This window comes from Janthinobacterium sp. BJB446, assembly GCF_002735655.1.
In the GTDB taxonomy this organism is placed as follows: domain Bacteria; phylum Pseudomonadota; class Gammaproteobacteria; order Burkholderiales; family Burkholderiaceae_D; genus Janthinobacterium; species Janthinobacterium lividum.
Genome location: NZ_PDZK01000002.1, coordinates 720,223 through 735,901 on the forward strand (window position 1 = coordinate 720,223; position 15,679 = coordinate 735,901).

Consider the following 15,679-nt stretch of genomic DNA (forward strand, 5'->3'; position numbering starts at 1 on the left):
ACTCATTCTTTTGCTCCTTGCTTGGCTTTCGGTTCTTTTTTACGGAACATCTCGAGCATGCGCTGCGTGACGAGGAAGCCGCCAAACACGTTGACGGCGGCCAGCGCCACGGCCAGGGTGCCGGCCGCCTGCGCCAGCGGGCCTTGCGTCAGGCCGGCCGCCAGCATGGCGCCGACGATGATGATGGCGGAAATGGCATTGGTGACGGCCATCAGCGGCGTATGCAATGCCGGCGTGACGGTCCAGACGACGTGGTAGCCGACATAAATGGCCAGCACGAAGATGATCAGGTTAATGATGGTGTGACTGATTTCCATGATGTTGTTCTCTCCGGCGCCGCGTTATTTACGTAAGATTTCACTGCCTGCACACACCAGGCTGGCCTTGATGATTTCATCCTCGCGGTCGATCAGCAATTGGTCGTCCTTGTCGATGATGAGCTTTAAGAAGTCCAGCACGTTGCGCGCATACAGGGCCGAGGCATCGGCCGCCACCAGGGTCGCCAGGTTCGGTTCGCCCACGATGTAGACGCCGTGTTTCAGCACGGTCTTGCCCAGTTCCGACAGGGGGCAGTTGCCGCCCTGCTCCACGGCCAGGTCGACGATGACGGAGCCCGGTTTCATGGCCTTTACCGTTTCTTCGGAAATGAGCACGGGCGCGGCGCGGCCGGGGATCAGCGCCGTGGTGATGATGATGTCGGCCAGTTTCGCCCGCTCGTGCACCAGTTCGGCCTGGCGCCGCATCCAGTCGGCCGGCATGGCCCGCGCATAGCCGCCCGAACCCTTGGCGATCTCTTTTTCTTCATCGGTGAGGAAAGGCACGTCGAGGAACTTGGCGCCCAGCGACTCCACTTGTTCCTTGACGGGCGGGCGCACGTCGGACGCCTCGATGACGGCGCCCAGGCGCTTGGCCGTGGCGATCGCCTGCAGCCCTGCCACGCCCACGCCCATGATCAGCACGCGGGCCGCCTTGACGGTGCCGGCCGCCGTCATCAGCATCGGCATGAAGCGCTGATAGGTATTCGCGGCCACCAGCACGGCCTTGTAGCCGGCGATGTTCGCCTGCGACGACAGCACGTCCATCGACTGCGCGCGCGTGATGCGCGGCACGGCTTCCAGCGCGAAGGCGGACAGGCCGGCCGTGGCCATGGCGGCGATATTGTCCGCGTCAAACGGGTTCAACATGCCGATCAGCACCGTGCCGCTGGCCATCAGGGCCCGTTCATCGGCATCGGGCGCGCGCACCTTGAGCACGATGGCGCAGCCATAGGCTTCCTGGGCGGTGCCGATCTGCGCGCCGGCGGCGGCATACGCGTCATCGGGAATCGAGGCTTGCAGGCCCGCTCCCGACTGCACGACGATCTGATGCTTGGCTGCCAGCTTCTTGACTGTCTCGGGCGTTGCTGCCACCCGCGTTTCACCAGGCCGTGTTTCGGCCGGTATGCCTATCCTCATGATGCCTCCGCTAATTGATAAACTGACTAGAATCTAACACGGAAAGCAGCGCGTTAAACGTTTGTGAACCAGCAACTTTTAGTCGTACGACACTAATTTGACCAGCATCCCACGATTCGTTTCACCATGCGGCGCGGCGACCATATTGTGGGAAAGGTGTGTCAATCTCACCACAGTCGAGCACGTGTGCGCGCTTGTTTTGACCACAGGGAAAGCCTATATTAGCGGGCGTTTCCTGCCATCTTGCCGCCAATGCCCCCATGCTAGTGCGCTCCCCGGGAAAGACGTAAGTACCTCCCACCGCTATTTGCTAAAACGTTGTCATTTATCAATATGTCCGCGCAACAGAAGGCCGGCTTCAAACCGCGCGCGCAGAACAAGATAAAATGTCGGCTCTTTCAAGGATGGAATCATGCCGAGAATCTGGAAACCCTCTGTCACCGTTGCCGCCATCGTCGAGCGCGACGGCCTGTTTTTACTGATTGAAGAAGAGACCAGCGAAGGCATCAAGCTCAACCAGCCGGCCGGTCATCTCGATCCGTTCGAGTCGCTGGAGCAGGCGGTGATCCGCGAAACGCTGGAAGAAGCGGCCTACGATTTCATCCCCACGGCACTGGTCGGCATGTATATGTCGCGCTATCAGTCACTGCGCACGGGCGAGGACGTGACCTATTTGCGCTTCACCTTTTGCGGCACGGCCGGCGCCGAGCATGACCGCCCGCTGGACGAAGGCATCATCCGCACCCTGTGGATGACGCGCGACGAGCTGGCGGCGTGCCAGGAACGCCACCGCAGCCCGCTGGTGCTGCAGTGCGTGGACGAATACCTGGCCGGCCGGCGCGCGCCGCTGGCCCTGCTGCACACGCATGCGTCCGTTTTCAATAGCGCATAGCAATATTATTAAAAGTAACTGGAAAGCAAGATGAGCAAGAAGAAAGTCGTTATCGGCATGTCGGGCGGGGTCGATTCCTCGGTCGCGGCATGGATGCTGAAGGAACAAGGCTATGAAGTCATCGGCCTGTTCATGAAAAACTGGGAAGATGACGACGATTCGGAATACTGCTCCACGCGCCAGGACTGGATCGACGCGGCCAGCGTGGCCGACGTCATCGGCGTCGATATCGAAGCCGTCAATTTCGCCTCCGAATACAAGGACCGCGTGTTCGCCGATTTCCTGCGCGAATACCAGGCCGGCCGCACGCCCAACCCGGACGTGCTGTGCAACGCCGAAATCAAGTTCAAGGCATTCCTCGACCATGCCATGACCCTGGGCGCCGACCTGATCGCCACCGGCCACTACGCGCGCGTGCGCCAGGCGCCCACCGATGCGGGCCGCTACGAGCTGCTGAAAGCCGTCGACGCCAGCAAGGACCAAAGCTACTTCCTGCACCGCCTGAACCAGGCGCAGTTGTCGAAGACCTTGTTCCCGCTCGGTGAAATCCCGAAGACGCAAGTGCGCCAGATCGCCGAGAAACTGGCCCTGCCGAACGCGCAAAAGAAGGATTCGACGGGCATCTGTTTTATTGGCGAACGCCCATTCCGCGAATTTTTGAACCGCTACCTGTCCTACAAGCCCGGTCCGATGAAGACGGCCGATGGCAAGACCGTGGGCGAACACGTGGGACTGAGTTTTTATACCCTGGGCCAGCGCAAGGGCATCGGCATCGGCGGCGTGAAGTCGTACCAGAATGCGGACGGCAGCAGCGACGCCTGGTATGTGGCGCGCAAGGATATCGCCAACAACACCCTGTGGGTGGTGCAGGGCCATGACCACCCGTGGCTGCTGTCGCCATCCCTGACGGCCGACCAGGCCAGCTGGGTTGCCGGTGTGGCGCCGCAAGCGGGCGCCTTGAGCGCCAAGACGCGCTACCGCCAGGCCGACGTGGCTTGCCAGCTGCTGCCGGATGGGAATGAACACTTCAGCCTGGCGTTTGACCAGGCGCAATGGGCCGTCACGCCCGGCCAGTCGGCCGTGCTGTATGACGGCGACGTGTGCCTCGGTGGCGGCATCATCGCCAGCGCCACAGGTTTGGCCGGCAGCTAGGAGTTGCCTTGCGCGGCGGCGGCGAGTGCCTGCTGCTTGCGCACCATGGCAATCACCGTGTTGCGCACGGTTTTCAGGACAGTATCGGCCATGAACGGTTTCACGATGAAGCCCGACACGCCCATGGCGTGGGCGGCCTGCAGCGAAGCGGCGTCGATGCCGCCCGAGACCATGAAAATGAGCGTCTTCGGATACTGGGCGCGGATGGTTTGCACCACATTGCTGCCGTCTTCCACCTGCTCGCGCGCGATGCACACGAAATGCGGGTGGTGCTTGACCAGCAGCGCCAGTCCCAGCGCGCTGGTATGCGTCTGCCCGCAGACATCGTAGCCGCCATCGGTCAGGACCGTGTTCAGCAGGCCGCGCGCCACGGCGCTGCTATCGATCAGGACTGTCTTTAACATCATGATTACTTCCCTTGCTTGATTTATTCCGTGTTCTGGCCAAAAGCGCTCTATTTTTCCCACACGAGCTTGTTCCAGGTCACGCCTAACGTGACATCCGTTTTCAGCGCCACTAACTTTCTTGAAAGATACAGTATTTCCCGCTCTTTTCGCAGGCTTTCGCCCAGCGCGCCGGGCAAAATCCCCGCGCCAGCCATCACGGCGTCGATATTGCCGTAGGCGCGCAACAGTTTCGCGCCCGTCTTCAGGCCGATCTTCGACACGCCGGGGATGCTGTCGGTGACGTCGCCCATCAGCGCCAGCAGGTCGGGCAACAGTTCCGGCGGCACGCCGAACTTTTTCTCGACCCAGGCGTGGTCGTGCCAGACACCCTTGAAGTGATCCCATACCAGCGCGCCGTGGGCGATCAAGCCATGCAAATCCTTGTCGGTGGTGGCGATGACGGCCGCGCCGCGCCCCTCGTGCAGCCAACGCATGACGGCCGTGCCGATCACGTCGTCGGCTTCGACCTCGGGGATGCTGACCACGTGCATGCCGAAGCTGGCCAGCGTGGCGTAAAAGCCGGGCAAGGCGTCGCGCAGCACCTGCGGCATGGGCTGGCGCCCTTCGCGGTAGCCGGCATACAGGGCGTGGCGCCAGGTCGGGCCGCCGAAGTCGAAGGCCGGCAGGATATGCGTCGGCTCGTGGTCGTTGATGAGGGTGCGGAACGACGACAGCGCATGGCGCAGCGCGATCTCCGCCTTCAGGTCGGAGTCGGGTTCAGGACTGGCTTCGTAGACGCGGCGTACGATATTCAAGCCGTCGATAGCGAGGAGTCTGGCCATGCGGTAAGTGGATACTGGTTGAATCGGGCATTTTACCGTATGGTTCCCTGCACATCGGGCTTGAATGCCGCTTATTTGGCGAAATCGTAGGGTCCGCCACGCTCCAGGGCACGCTGGTAGGCCGGGCGCGCATGGATGCGCTGCAGGAAGGCCGTCAGCTTCGGCAGGCGCTCGTCGAGTCCGCCGCGCATGGCCGCCGCTTCCAGCGGAAAGCTCATCTGGATGTCGGCCGCCGTGAATTCATTGCCAGCAAACCATTTGGTTTTCTCCAGCTCCGCTTCCATGTAGGCCAGCTGGCTGTTGATATTGGGCAGGATGAAGCTGCTCTTGACCTTGCCGGCGATGCCGCGCGCGATGGGTTTGACGAAAAACGGCATCGGCGACGATTCGACCTTGTCGAATACCAGCTTCATCAGCAGCGGCGGCATGGCCGAGCCTTCCGCGAAATGCAGCCAGTAGGTCCAGCGCAGCTTGTCCGGCGTGCCGGCCGCCGGGATCAAGCGGCCATTGCCGTAGCGCTCGACCAGGTAGTCGATGATGGCGCCCGATTCGGCGATGGTGTTGGCGCCGTCCGTGATCACGGGCGACTTGCCCAGCGGATGCACGGCCTTCAGCGAGGCGGGCGCCAGCATGGTCTTCGGGTCGCGCTGGTAGCGCTTGACCTCATAGTCGAGGCCCAGTTCCTCGAGCAGCCAGAGCACGCGCTGCGAGCGCGAGTTGTTCAGATGGTGGACGACGATCATGGTTTTCCCGTTAAGCGATGGTTGAGTTCCAGTATAGCCGGGACGGCCGGATCGGGTCGGCACAAGCGGATCGGCGAAAAAATTGCGAAAAACAGTATTTTCAATTGATAACTTTTCAATATTCCCTTATCTTGTTTTGTTTCCAATAAGTAAGGAAACCCCTGTGGATTTCGACGCAAACAACACTCCTCCCCGACAAGAAGCCATCACCTTCAGCGCCACCGGCAGCGAATACTTCCGTATCTGGATCGTCAACCTGCTGCTGAGCATCGTCACCCTGGGCATTTATTCCGCCTGGGCCAAGGTGCGCCGCAACCGCTATTTCTATTCCAGCACCCACCTGGCGGGCGGCAGCTTCGAATACCATGGCAACGCCGTGGCCATCCTGAAAGGCCGCATCGCCGCCGTGGTGCTGATCGCCGGCTACAACATCGCCTTCCAGGTCTCGCCCGTCGTCGGCTTGCTGATGTTCGTGCTGCTGGCCGCCATCCTGCCCTGGCTGGTCTGGAAAAGCCTGCAATTCAAGCTGTACAACACCAGTTACCGGGGCATCCGCTTCGGCTTTGGCGGCAGCGCCGGGGAAGCCTACAAGTACTTCCTGTGGCTGCCCATCCTGAATACCTTCACGGGCGGCCTGATGACGCCTTTCCTGCACCAGCGCCTGAAGCGCTTCCAGCACACGCAAAGCCGTTTCGGCGCCACCCATTTCAGCTTTGACGCCACGGTCGGCAGCTTCTACAAAACCTATTTGCTGTTCTTCGCGCTGCTGCTGGGCGGCTTGCTGGTGCTGATTTTCGTCGTCTTCGGCAGCGTGTTCGCCTCGTTTGCGGCCAATGCGAATGACAAGACCAAGGTTGGCAGCCTGCTGTTTGCCATCGGCGCCTTGTACCTGTGGGCATTCACCGTGCTGCCGCTGTTCCTGACCATGATCCAGAACCTGATCTGGAACCATACGCGCTTGCAGCAGCACCAGTTCCAGTCGCAGCTGACATGGGGCCGTACCACCTTCGTCATGCTGAGCAACCTGCTGGGCATCGTCGTCACCCTGGGCCTGTTTACGCCGTTCGCCCATGTGCGCTGGCTGAAATACCGCCTGGAAGCGACCTCCATGCTGGTGCACGGCAGCCTGGACGAATTTGTCGCCGCCACGGGCCAGCAAGTGTCGGCCACGGGCGAAGGCATGGTCGACCTGCTGGACTTCGACCTGTCGCTGTAGCATGACGCTCGATCACGACGCGCCGGGCGCGGCCCCCGTGCCCGCGCGCTATTTCGACGGCCAGACCTCGCGCCTGTACCACGTCACGCTCAGCGTGCGCGATGGCATGGCCGTGCTGGCCGGCGACATCGAGCGCACCTGCCCGCTGGACGAGCTGCACGTGTCCGAACGCAGCAGCCATGCCGTGCGCAAGGTGAGTTTTGCCGATGGCGCCTACCTGGAAATCGCCGACCAGGCGGCCTTCAACAGCCTGCTGCACGATACGGGCCACCGCGACGGCTGGGTGGTGCGGCTGCAGCAAAGCTGGCGTGGCGCCCTGCTGGCCACCGTGGCGACCATCGTGGCCCTGTGGCTCAGCTATCAATACCTGCTGCCGCTGGCGGCCAAGGGCATCGCGTATACCCTGCCGCAGTCGGTCGAACGGCAGCTGGGCCAGGGCGTGCTCGACATGCTGGACCGCCATGTATTCGCGCCCAGCCAGCTCGATGGCGCGCGCCAGCAAGCCTTGCGCGCCCAGTTCGCGCGCCTGGCCACGCCCGGCGACAGCACGCCCGCGCACCGCATCGTGTTTCGCAAGAGCAAGATCGGACCGAACGCGTTTGCCCTGCCGTCCGGCGACATCGTGCTGACGGACGAGATGATCGCACTGCTGCCGGACGACCAGGCCATCATGGGCGTGCTGGCGCACGAGCTGGGGCACCTGCAGCAGCGCCACCTGACGCGGCGCATCATCCAGACCTCGGCCGTGGGCGCCGGCGCGGCGCTGCTGTTCGGCGACGTCTCGACGGTGGTGGCCACCCTGCCGCCGCTGCTGCTGGACTTGAAGTATTCGCGCGATGTCGAACGCGATGCGGACGACTACGCGATCGCCATGCTGCGCCAGAACGGCATCCCGCTGGAACACCTGGCGCAAGTGTTTGTCGCCCTGGGCAAGCTGGACGAGGGTACGCCTTACCTGTCGAGCCATCCGGCCAGCACAGAACGCATCGAACGCATCCGCGCCGCACAGCGGTGATCCTCACGCGGCGTCCACCGGGCGCCGCGTTCTTTCCGACCAGCACGTTCCGTGAATCGAAGGTAGACTCATCAGTTATCAGTCTGACTTCCCCGGAGTGCCCATGCACCTAGTACCATTTCGCTACCTGACCTTCATTGCGACGGCAGCCATCTTTGTCCTGTCCCTGTTTTACTACGATCATTACTGGCTGCCCGTGCTGGCCGGTGCGCTGACCCTGGTCGGCATCAGCGACCTGCTGCAAACCAAGCGCGCCCTGCGCCGCAACTACCCCATCCTCGCCCACTTCCGCTTCTTTTTTGAGAGCATCCGCCCCGAAATCCGCCAGTATTTCCTGGAAAGCGACAGCGAAGCCACGCCGTTCTCGCGCAGCCAGCGCAGCATCGTCTACCAGCGCGCCAAGGAGCAGACGGACAAGCGCCCGTTCGGCACCCAGCTCGACGTGTACGAAGCAGGCTATGAATGGATCAACCATTCCATCGCCCCCGCCAAGGTGACGGGCCACGACTTCCGCATCGAGATCGGCAACCACCCGGACTGCCCGCGTGCGAAACCGTATTCGGCCAGCGTCTTCAATATCTCGGCGATGAGCTTTGGCGCCCTGTCGGCCAATGCCATCCTGGCCCTGAACGGCGGCGCGCGCAGCGGCGGCTTCATGCACGACACGGGCGAAGGCAGCATCAGCCCCTATCACCGCGAAAACGGCGGCGACCTGGTGTGGGAAATCGGCTCCGGCTACTTCGGCTGCCGCAACCAGGACGGCACGTTTTCGGAAGAGCGCTTCATCGCCAACGCCAGCTCGGAGCAGGTGAAAATGATCGAGCTGAAAATGTCGCAGGGCGCCAAGCCGGGCCACGGCGGCGTGCTGCCCGGGCCGAAAGTGACCATCGAGATCGCCACCACGCGCGGCGTGATGGTGGGCGAGGACTGCGTCTCGCCGGCCGCGCACAGCGCCTTTTCCACGCCGCTGGAAATGCTGCACTTTATCGACCGCCTGCGCACGCTCTCCGGCGGCAAGCCGACGGGCTTCAAGCTGGCCATCGGCCACCCGTGGGAATTTTTCGCCATCGTCAAAGCCATGCTGGAAACGGGCATCACGCCCGACTTCATCGTCGTCGACGGCAGCGAAGGCGGCACGGGCGCGGCGCCCCTGGAATTCACGGACCACGTGGGCACGCCGCTGCAGGAAGCGCTGGTGCTTGTGCATAACACCCTGGTGGGCGCCAACCTGCGCGAGCGGATCAAGATCGGCTGCTCGGGCAAGATCATCACGGCCTTCGACATCGCCCGCCTGCTGGCGCTGGGCGCCGACTGGTGCAATTCGGCGCGCGGCTTCATGTTCGCGCTGGGCTGCATCCAGTCGCAAAGCTGCCACACGGACCGCTGCCCCACGGGCGTGGCCACGCAAGACCCGCAGCGCCAGCGCGCGCTGGTGGTATCCGACAAGATCGCCCGCGTGGCGCACTTCCACCAGAACACCATGAAGGCGCTGGCTGAACTGATCGCCGCCGCCGGCCTCGCGCATCCGCAGGAACTGCGCCCGCACCACCTGGTGCGCCGCATCTCGCCGAATCAGGTGAAACTGGCGTCGGCCCTGCTGCCCTTCCTGGAAGCGGGCCAGCTGCTCGACCCGAGCCAGCTGCCGCAACTGCCGCCCGTATTCGGCCTGTACTGGCCCATGGCGCAATCGGCATCGTTCCAGCGCCTGGATTAAAGCCGGCATTGCGCAAGTGGAGCAATACCACTTAATAACCACTTGCGCAAAAACCCAAATCCAATACAATACCAAAACAAGTACAAAACCAAGGCAGCTTGTCCGGTGACCGCCACGATGCGCCACCACGGTGCCAGAATACGTATGCCGTCGTCACAATACATCCCGGAGGAGTTGCAGCATGGAGCAGGGTTTGCGCGAGAAAGTAGGACAGTTGTTCATGGTGGGTTTCGACGCCCTGCAGGCGGACGAGCATATCAAGACCTTGATACGCGACAAGAAGGTGGGCGGCGTGATCCTGTTCCGCCGCAACGTGCACACGCCCGCGCAAGTGTCCGCCCTGTGCCGCGAGCTGCAGGAGATCAATGCGGAAGTGTCCGACATTCCGCTGCTGATCTCCATCGACCAGGAAGGCGGCATGGTCATGCGCATCGAGCAGGGCGTCACGCCGATTCCCGCCGCGATGGCCTTCCAGGCGGCCGGCTCCATCGACGACTGCGAACGCATGAACCAGATCAGCGGCGATGAAATGCGCCAGGTGGGCATCAACATGCTGCTCGCCCCCGTGCTGGACGTAAACAACAACCGCAACAACCCCGTCATCGGCGTGCGCGCGTATGGCGAGGATGCCGCCACCGTCATCGACTACGGCATGGCGGCCATGCGCGGCCAGCGCGCCAGCGGCGTGGCCGTCACCGCCAAGCATTTCCCCGGCCACGGCGACACGGCCATCGACACGCACTACGCCATGGCCCTGGTCCCGCACGACAAGGAACGCCTGCGCGCCGTGGAGCTGGCGCCCTTCCGCGCCGCGATTGCCGGCGGCGTCGACGCCATCATGACGGCGCACGTGGTCTTCCCCGCCTTCGAAGCCGACACCAGCGTGCCGGCGACCCTGTCGAAAGGCGTGCTGACGGACCTGCTGCGCGGTGAAATGGGCTACAAGGGCGTCGTCATCACCGACTGCCTGGAAATGGCGGCCATCGCCGACGGCATCGGCATCGCCCAGGGCGCCATCGCCACCCTGCAGGCAGGCGCCGACATCGTCCTCATCTCGCACCGCGAAGCGCAGCAGACGGCCGCCATCGACGCCGTCATCGCCGCCGTGGAGCGCGGTGACATCGCGCTCTCCCGCATCGATGCCGCTTGTGCCCGCGTGGCTGAACTCAAACGCAACCGCGCCGTGCGCGACTGGCGCACCCGCCCCGTCACGCCTCCGGCGCTGATGCAGCCAGCCGCCATGGCCCTGTCGCAGCTGCTGCAAAAAGCCGCCTTGCGCGTGCAGGGCGACTACCGCCCGCTCGACGCCAGCCTGCCCGTGACCCTGCTGACGGTGGAAGTGCGCTCGCGCAGCGAAATCGACGAAGTGGCGCTGGGCCGCAACAAGGAAGCGCGCAGCTCGATGCTGCCGGCGCTGCTGGAAGCGGGCCTGGACGTGCGCGAGTACGCCTTGTCGGCCGAGGCGCTGGACGACGAAGTCAACGAGGCCATCGCCTTTGCGCAAGGCGCGCAGCAGATCGTGCTGCAAACGTATAACGCCATGTTCGTCGGCGGCCAGCGCCGCCTGGTCGAAGCCCTGCCGCACGATAAACTGTGGCTGGTGGCGGGCCGTTTGCCCTACGACCTGAACCTGGCACCCAAGGCGCAAGGCCGCCTGGCCGCCTTCGGCTGCCGCCCGGCCGCGCTGGTGCCCGTGGTGGACAAGCTGGCGGGCAAGGCGTAAAGCCACGCCCCCCTCCTGCACATGCCGGGCCTTGCCCGGCATTTTTTATGCCGCGTCGCAATCGAAGCGCACGCCCGTCATCTGTTCGCTCAGCGTCCATAGCCGGCGCGCCTGCCCTGGATCGATGGCCCAGCGCCGCACGCCCGGCCCCATGCTGTCGTCCTCCACCAAGGGGGCGATATCGCCATCCTCGCAATACACGCCGCCCATGCCGTCAAGCTGCGCGCTGGTGGCGCACCAGACGGTGGTGGCCGCTCCCTGCGCCACATTCTTGAAACCCGACTGCGGCGGCGGATTCACCTTGCCATCCTCATCGAGCGCACCCACGCGGCGCAAGTCGTCGAAGTCCAGGTGGCGCACCAGCGGCGTCAGGATGGCGCCCGGATGCAGCGAGTAGGCGCGCACGCCGTGCGCCGCACCGCGACGGTCCAGCTCCACGGCAAACAGCGCATTGGCGCTTTTCGACTGCGCATACGCGCGCCATTTGTCGTAAGGCTGGCGCAGGAAATGCGGGTCATCCAGGTCAACGCCCGCCTGCCGGTGTCCCAGCGACGACACGCACACCACGCGCGCACCCTGCGCCTGCCGCAAGGCGGGCCACAGGCGCGCCGTCAGCTGGAAATGCCCCAGGTGATTCGTCGCGAACTGCGCCTCGTAGCCGCGCGCATCGCGCAGCAAGGGCGTGGCCATGATGCCGGCGCCGTTCACCAGCAGATGCAGGGTGCGGCCGGTGGCAAGGAAGGCGGCCGCGAATGCGTCGATCGATTGCGGATCGAGCAGGTCGAGCGCCGCGACCTCCACGCCGGCCATGCCGGCCAGGGCCGCTTGCGCCTGATGCTGGTCGCGCGCCGGCACCAGCACCCTGGCGCCAGCGTCGGCCAGTACGCGCACCGTTTCCAGCCCCAGGCCCGACGCGCCGCCCGTGACGATGGCCTGCACGCCGGACAGGTCGCGGCCGGCCAGCACCTCGCTGGCGGTCGTGGCCGCGCCGAAGCCGGAATGAAGGGGAATTTGCCTGTGATCGCCGTGTGTCATGTCTGCCTCTGCATGTGGGTGGCCAGCGCGGGATGGCTGGCGACATGCTTATTTTGCGCGAGCCGTTCTGGACGGTGAATGGCGTAAAATCCTTGATACTGTCGCCATCGTCCAGAATTGCCCACGCCATGGATTTGCTCTCCGATGTACTCTCGCTGTTTGATACGCGCAGCTCCTACTTTGCCGGCCTGAAGGCGGGCGGCGACTGGGCCATCGACTTTCCGCCGCCGGACGGCATCAAGTTCAACGCCGTGATCGAAGGCGCTTGCTGGCTGACGGTCGCGGACATCGACGCTCCCGTGCCGCTGCAGACGGGCGACTGCTTCCTGCTGGCGCCGGGACGCGCGTTCACCCTGGCCAGCACGCCCGGCTTGCCGGCCGCGCCAGCGCTGGAAGTGTACCGGCACACGCAACAGGGCGTGGCCCGCCACGGCGCGCCGCAGCACGATTTCTTCCTCATCGGCGGACGCTTCCACTTTGGCGACGAAGCGGCCATCCTGCTCGACTGCCTGCCGCCGCTGCTGCACGTGCGCGGCGATACGGACCAGGCCAGCGTGCTGCACTGGGCCTTGCAACGGCTGGCACAGGAACTGCAGGCGACGGCGGCCGGCGCGGCGCTGATGACGCGCCACCTTGGTCACATGATGCTCTTGCAAATGCTGCGCCAGTATCTTGAAGCGCAGGCCTCGCACCCGGTGGGCTGGCTGTTCGCGCTAGCCGATCCACGGCTGCGCGCCGCCATCGAGGCCATGCACGCGCAACCGGCGCGGCGCTGGACCTTGTCGCAGCTGGCCGCCGTCGCGGGGCAGTCGCGCTCCGCCTTTGCCTTGCACTTCAGGAAGCGGGTGGGCGTGACGCCGCTCGACTACCTGCTGCGCTGGCGCATGCGCCTGGCCACGCGGCGCCTGAAGGGCGGCAGCGCACCCATCACCTTGATCGCACAGGCACTGGGCTACGATTCCGACAGCGCCTTCAGCCACGCCTTCAAGCGCGTCATGGCCTGCTCGCCGCGCCAGTACCGGCTGCGCCACGCGGGCGAGCAGGCGTAAAAAAAACCCGCGCTTGCGGGTTTTAATAGTACAAGGTCAGCGCGCCGGCACGGGCGGCAAGGCTGCCACCGCCAGCAAGGCAAACGGTCCGAGGAACAGGCCGATGCCGAACCAGAGTCCCCCGTGGCGGCCGCGCCGGCTGGCCAGCAGCCAGGTGGCGACCGCAAACAAAAACATGAAGATCAACAGTATCGCCATTGCCACTCCTTGCCATGCGGAAAGCCCAGTGTAGCCCACGGGCGGGCCCATGGCTACACTGAAATACAAGCCCTAGCGCTGCACCTGCATCAGGATCACGCGCTTGCTGCTGCCGTCGGCCGGCGGCGTGGCGGACGGCGGCGGCGGGCTGTCGCAGGAACCGCAGGAACCGCAGCCGCTGCCGCAGCCCGGCGCCACCTTGAAGAAGGTCGACAGCTTCGCCTCATCGAGGCCGCAGCGCACCAGGCCGCGCACGATGGCGCGGCGCACGCCCGCCGGCAGGTACTTGGTCGAAAAATGCAGCAGCGCGGCTGCGACGATCAGGGTGACGATGAGGGTTTGCCACATGGTTTTCTCCTAAGCGCCCAGCATCAGGGCGACGCGGTATGTGATGAACGAGGCGGCGTAGGCCAGGGCAAACATGTAGCCGGCCATCAGCAGCGGATAGCGCCAGCCGCCCGTCTCGCGTTTCACCACGGAGAGGGTCGACAGGCACTGCGGCGCAAACACATACCAGGCCAGCAAGGACAGCGCGGTGGCCATCGACCACGAATGGGCGATCAGCGGTTCCAGGGTGGTCGCCAGCGCGTCGCCCGTTTGCGACAGCGCGTACACGGTGCCCAGGGCGCCGACGGCCACTTCGCGCGCCGCCATGCCCGGCACCAGCGCGATGCAGATCTGCCAGTTGAAACCGATGGGAGCGAAGATCACTTCCAGGCCGCGGCCCAGGATGCCGGCCAGGCTGTAGTAGATCGGCGGGTGGATGGCATTGTCCGGCGGGCCGGGGAAGGTACTGAGGAACCACAGGATGATCATCAGGCTCAGGATGATGGTACCGACGCGCGTCAGGAAGATCTTCGCGCGCTCCCACAGGCTGACGGCCAGGTTGCGCAAATGCGGCCAGTGATAGGCCGGCAGTTCCAGCATCAGCGGCTGGTTGCCGCGCACGCCCATGCCGCGCTTCATGACCCAGGCCACGGCCATGGCCGAGATGATGCCGGCGAAGTACAGGACAAACAGCACCAGGCCTTGCAGGCTCAGGTAGCCCCATACCTGGCGTTCCGGGATGAAGGCGGCGATGATCAGCGCATACACGGGCAGGCGCGCCGAACACGTCATCAGCGGCGCGATCATGATGGTGACCAGGCGGTCGCGCGGGTTCTGGATGGTGCGCGCCGCCATCACGCCAGGGATGGCGCAGGCAAAGCTCGACAGCAGCGGGATGAAGGCGCGGCCGGACAGGCCTACGCCGCCCATCAGGCGGTCCAGCAGGAACGCCGCGCGCGGCAGATAGCCGCAGTCTTCCAGCGCCAGGATGAAGAAGAACAGGATCAGAATCTGCGGCAGGAACACCAGCACGCTGCCGACGCCGCCGATGATGCCTTCCACCAGCAAGCTTTTCAGGTGACCATCGGGCATGTTCGCCGTCAGCACTGCGCCCAGGTGGCCCACGCCATCGGTGATCATTTCCATCGGCGTGGCGGCCCAGGCAAACACGGCCTGGAAAATCAGGAACATCAGCACAGCCAGGATGATGGGGCCGACGATGGGATGCAACACCACGTCGTCGATCTTTTCCGTCAGGTTGCCCTTGTCGCTCGTGTCATTGCTGACGGCGGCCAGGATGCGGCGCACTTCGCGCTGGGTTTCTTCGACGGTGACGGCATCGATGGCCGCCAGCGGTTTCGCTTCCACGACCGGCAGCGGCAGCATGGCATCGATGGCGTTCAGCAAGGCTTTTTCGCCATCGTGCTGCACCGCCACGGTTTCCACCACGGGCATGCCCAGTTCCTGCGACAGTTTGGCCGTGTCGATCAGCATGCCGCGCTTGCGCGCCACGTCCGTCATGTTCAGCGCCAGCAGCATGGGCAGGCCCAGGCGCTTGACTTCCAGCACCAGGCGCAGGTTCAGGCGCAGATTGGTGGCGTCGACGACGCAGATGATGGCATCCGGACGCGGGTCGCCGCGGCGCAGGCCGCCCACCACGTCGCGCGTGATGGCTTCATCGGGCGTGGTGGCAGACAGGCTGTAGGCGCCCGGCAGATCGAGCACGCGCACGGGTTTGCCGGCTGGCGAGGTGAAATGGCCTTCCTTGCGCTCGATGGTCACGCCGGCGTAGTTCGCCACTTTCTGGCGCGCGCCCGTCAAACGGTTGAACAGGGCCGTCTTGCCGCAGTTCGGATTGCCCAGCAAGGCAATTTGTGGCTGATGCGGCGGCTTGTGCACGCCCGCATCCACGATAGTTTCGACAGCACCCATG

General features: G+C 64.4%; 16 protein-coding genes. 7 read left to right on the forward strand and 9 right to left on the reverse strand.

What is annotated here, in order from left to right:
• Nucleotides 1-2: 2 nt before the first annotated feature.
• The gene (locus tag CSQ92_RS18930; RefSeq protein WP_034778841.1) at nt 3-317 is read right to left on the reverse strand and encodes an NAD(P) transhydrogenase subunit alpha; all 315 of its coding nucleotides are present in this window, start codon (nt 315-317) and stop codon (nt 3-5) included.
• Between the two features lie 24 nt (nt 318-341).
• Complete coding sequence (locus tag CSQ92_RS18935; RefSeq protein WP_099389220.1) at nt 342-1,454, reverse strand: Re/Si-specific NAD(P)(+) transhydrogenase subunit alpha; 1,113 nt, start codon at nt 1,452-1,454, stop codon at nt 342-344.
• Between the two features lie 412 nt (nt 1,455-1,866).
• Here CSQ92_RS18935 and CSQ92_RS18940 point away from each other — a divergent pair, with 412 nt between their 5' ends.
• Both CSQ92_RS18940 and mnmA read left to right on the forward strand, forming a co-directional pair.
• A complete protein-coding gene (locus CSQ92_RS18940; RefSeq protein WP_010401817.1) occupies nt 1,867-2,346 on the forward strand; it encodes an NUDIX hydrolase in 480 nt (159 codons plus the stop codon).
• Nucleotides 2,347-2,376: 30 nt separating this feature from the next.
• Nucleotides 2,377-3,498 (forward strand): tRNA 2-thiouridine(34) synthase MnmA, encoded by a 1,122-nt coding sequence (mnmA, locus tag CSQ92_RS18945; RefSeq protein ID WP_034778847.1) that lies wholly within the window; start codon nt 2,377-2,379, stop codon nt 3,496-3,498.
• Here the strand turns inward: mnmA and CSQ92_RS18950 are convergent.
• The 3 genes from CSQ92_RS18950 to CSQ92_RS18960 form a co-directional block, all read right to left on the reverse strand.
• A complete protein-coding gene (locus CSQ92_RS18950; RefSeq protein ID WP_034779039.1) occupies nt 3,495-3,902 on the reverse strand; it encodes a response regulator in 408 nt (135 codons plus the stop codon). The genes mnmA and CSQ92_RS18950 overlap by 4 nt on opposite strands.
• Before the next feature lie 50 nt (nt 3,903-3,952).
• Nucleotides 3,953-4,726 carry a 5'-3' exonuclease gene (locus CSQ92_RS18955; RefSeq protein ID WP_034778849.1) on the reverse strand — a complete coding sequence of 258 codons (774 nt, stop codon included), beginning with the start codon at nt 4,724-4,726 and terminating at the stop codon, nt 3,953-3,955.
• 71 nt (nt 4,727-4,797) lie between these two features.
• Nucleotides 4,798-5,469: a glutathione S-transferase gene (locus tag CSQ92_RS18960; RefSeq protein WP_070254729.1), complete on the reverse strand. Its 672-nt coding sequence runs from the start codon at nt 5,467-5,469 to the stop codon at nt 4,798-4,800.
• Nucleotides 5,470-5,632: 163 nt separating this feature from the next.
• Here CSQ92_RS18960 and CSQ92_RS18965 point away from each other — a divergent pair, with 163 nt between their 5' ends.
• The 4 genes from CSQ92_RS18965 (at nt 5,633) to nagZ (ending at nt 11,137) form a co-directional block, all read left to right on the forward strand.
• Entirely contained in the window at nt 5,633-6,685 is a 1,053-nt protein-coding gene (locus CSQ92_RS18965; RefSeq protein ID WP_257219276.1) for a YjgN family protein, read from the forward strand.
• Between the two features lies 1 nt (nt 6,686).
• Nucleotides 6,687-7,700, forward strand: coding sequence for a M48 family metallopeptidase (locus CSQ92_RS18970; RefSeq protein ID WP_099395044.1), 1,014 nt, complete (start codon nt 6,687-6,689; stop codon nt 7,698-7,700).
• A 103-nt stretch (nt 7,701-7,803) separates the two neighbouring features.
• Nucleotides 7,804-9,414 carry an FMN-binding glutamate synthase family protein gene (locus CSQ92_RS18975; protein WP_070254731.1) on the forward strand — a complete coding sequence of 537 codons (1,611 nt, stop codon included), beginning with the start codon at nt 7,804-7,806 and terminating at the stop codon, nt 9,412-9,414.
• A gap of 181 nt (nt 9,415-9,595) precedes the next feature.
• Nucleotides 9,596-11,137, forward strand: a complete 1,542-nt coding sequence (gene nagZ / locus CSQ92_RS18980) for a beta-N-acetylhexosaminidase (RefSeq protein ID WP_099395045.1) — start codon at nt 9,596-9,598, stop codon at nt 11,135-11,137.
• Nucleotides 11,138-11,182: 45 nt separating this feature from the next.
• Here nagZ and CSQ92_RS18985 read toward each other — a convergent pair whose 3' ends face one another.
• Complete coding sequence (locus CSQ92_RS18985) at nt 11,183-12,172, reverse strand: oxidoreductase (RefSeq protein WP_099395046.1); 990 nt, start codon at nt 12,170-12,172, stop codon at nt 11,183-11,185.
• A gap of 44 nt (nt 12,173-12,216) precedes the next feature.
• Between CSQ92_RS18985 and CSQ92_RS18990 the strand changes: the two genes are divergently transcribed.
• Nucleotides 12,217-13,221, forward strand: a complete 1,005-nt coding sequence (locus CSQ92_RS18990) for an AraC family transcriptional regulator (protein ID WP_257219277.1) — start codon at nt 12,217-12,219, stop codon at nt 13,219-13,221.
• Nucleotides 13,222-13,257: 36 nt separating this feature from the next.
• Here CSQ92_RS18990 and CSQ92_RS29095 read toward each other — a convergent pair whose 3' ends face one another.
• The 3 genes from CSQ92_RS29095 to feoB form a co-directional block, all read right to left on the reverse strand.
• On the reverse strand, nt 13,258-13,419 hold the full coding sequence (locus CSQ92_RS29095) for a hypothetical protein (protein ID WP_161784184.1): 162 nt from the start codon (nt 13,417-13,419) through the stop codon (nt 13,258-13,260).
• A gap of 72 nt (nt 13,420-13,491) precedes the next feature.
• Nucleotides 13,492-13,767 (reverse strand): hypothetical protein, encoded by a 276-nt coding sequence (locus CSQ92_RS18995; protein ID WP_099395048.1) that lies wholly within the window; start codon nt 13,765-13,767, stop codon nt 13,492-13,494.
• A 9-nt stretch (nt 13,768-13,776) separates the two neighbouring features.
• A complete protein-coding gene (gene feoB, locus CSQ92_RS19000; RefSeq protein ID WP_070281896.1) occupies nt 13,777-15,678 on the reverse strand; it encodes a ferrous iron transporter B in 1,902 nt (633 codons plus the stop codon).
• Nucleotide 15,679 lies beyond the last annotated feature (1 nt).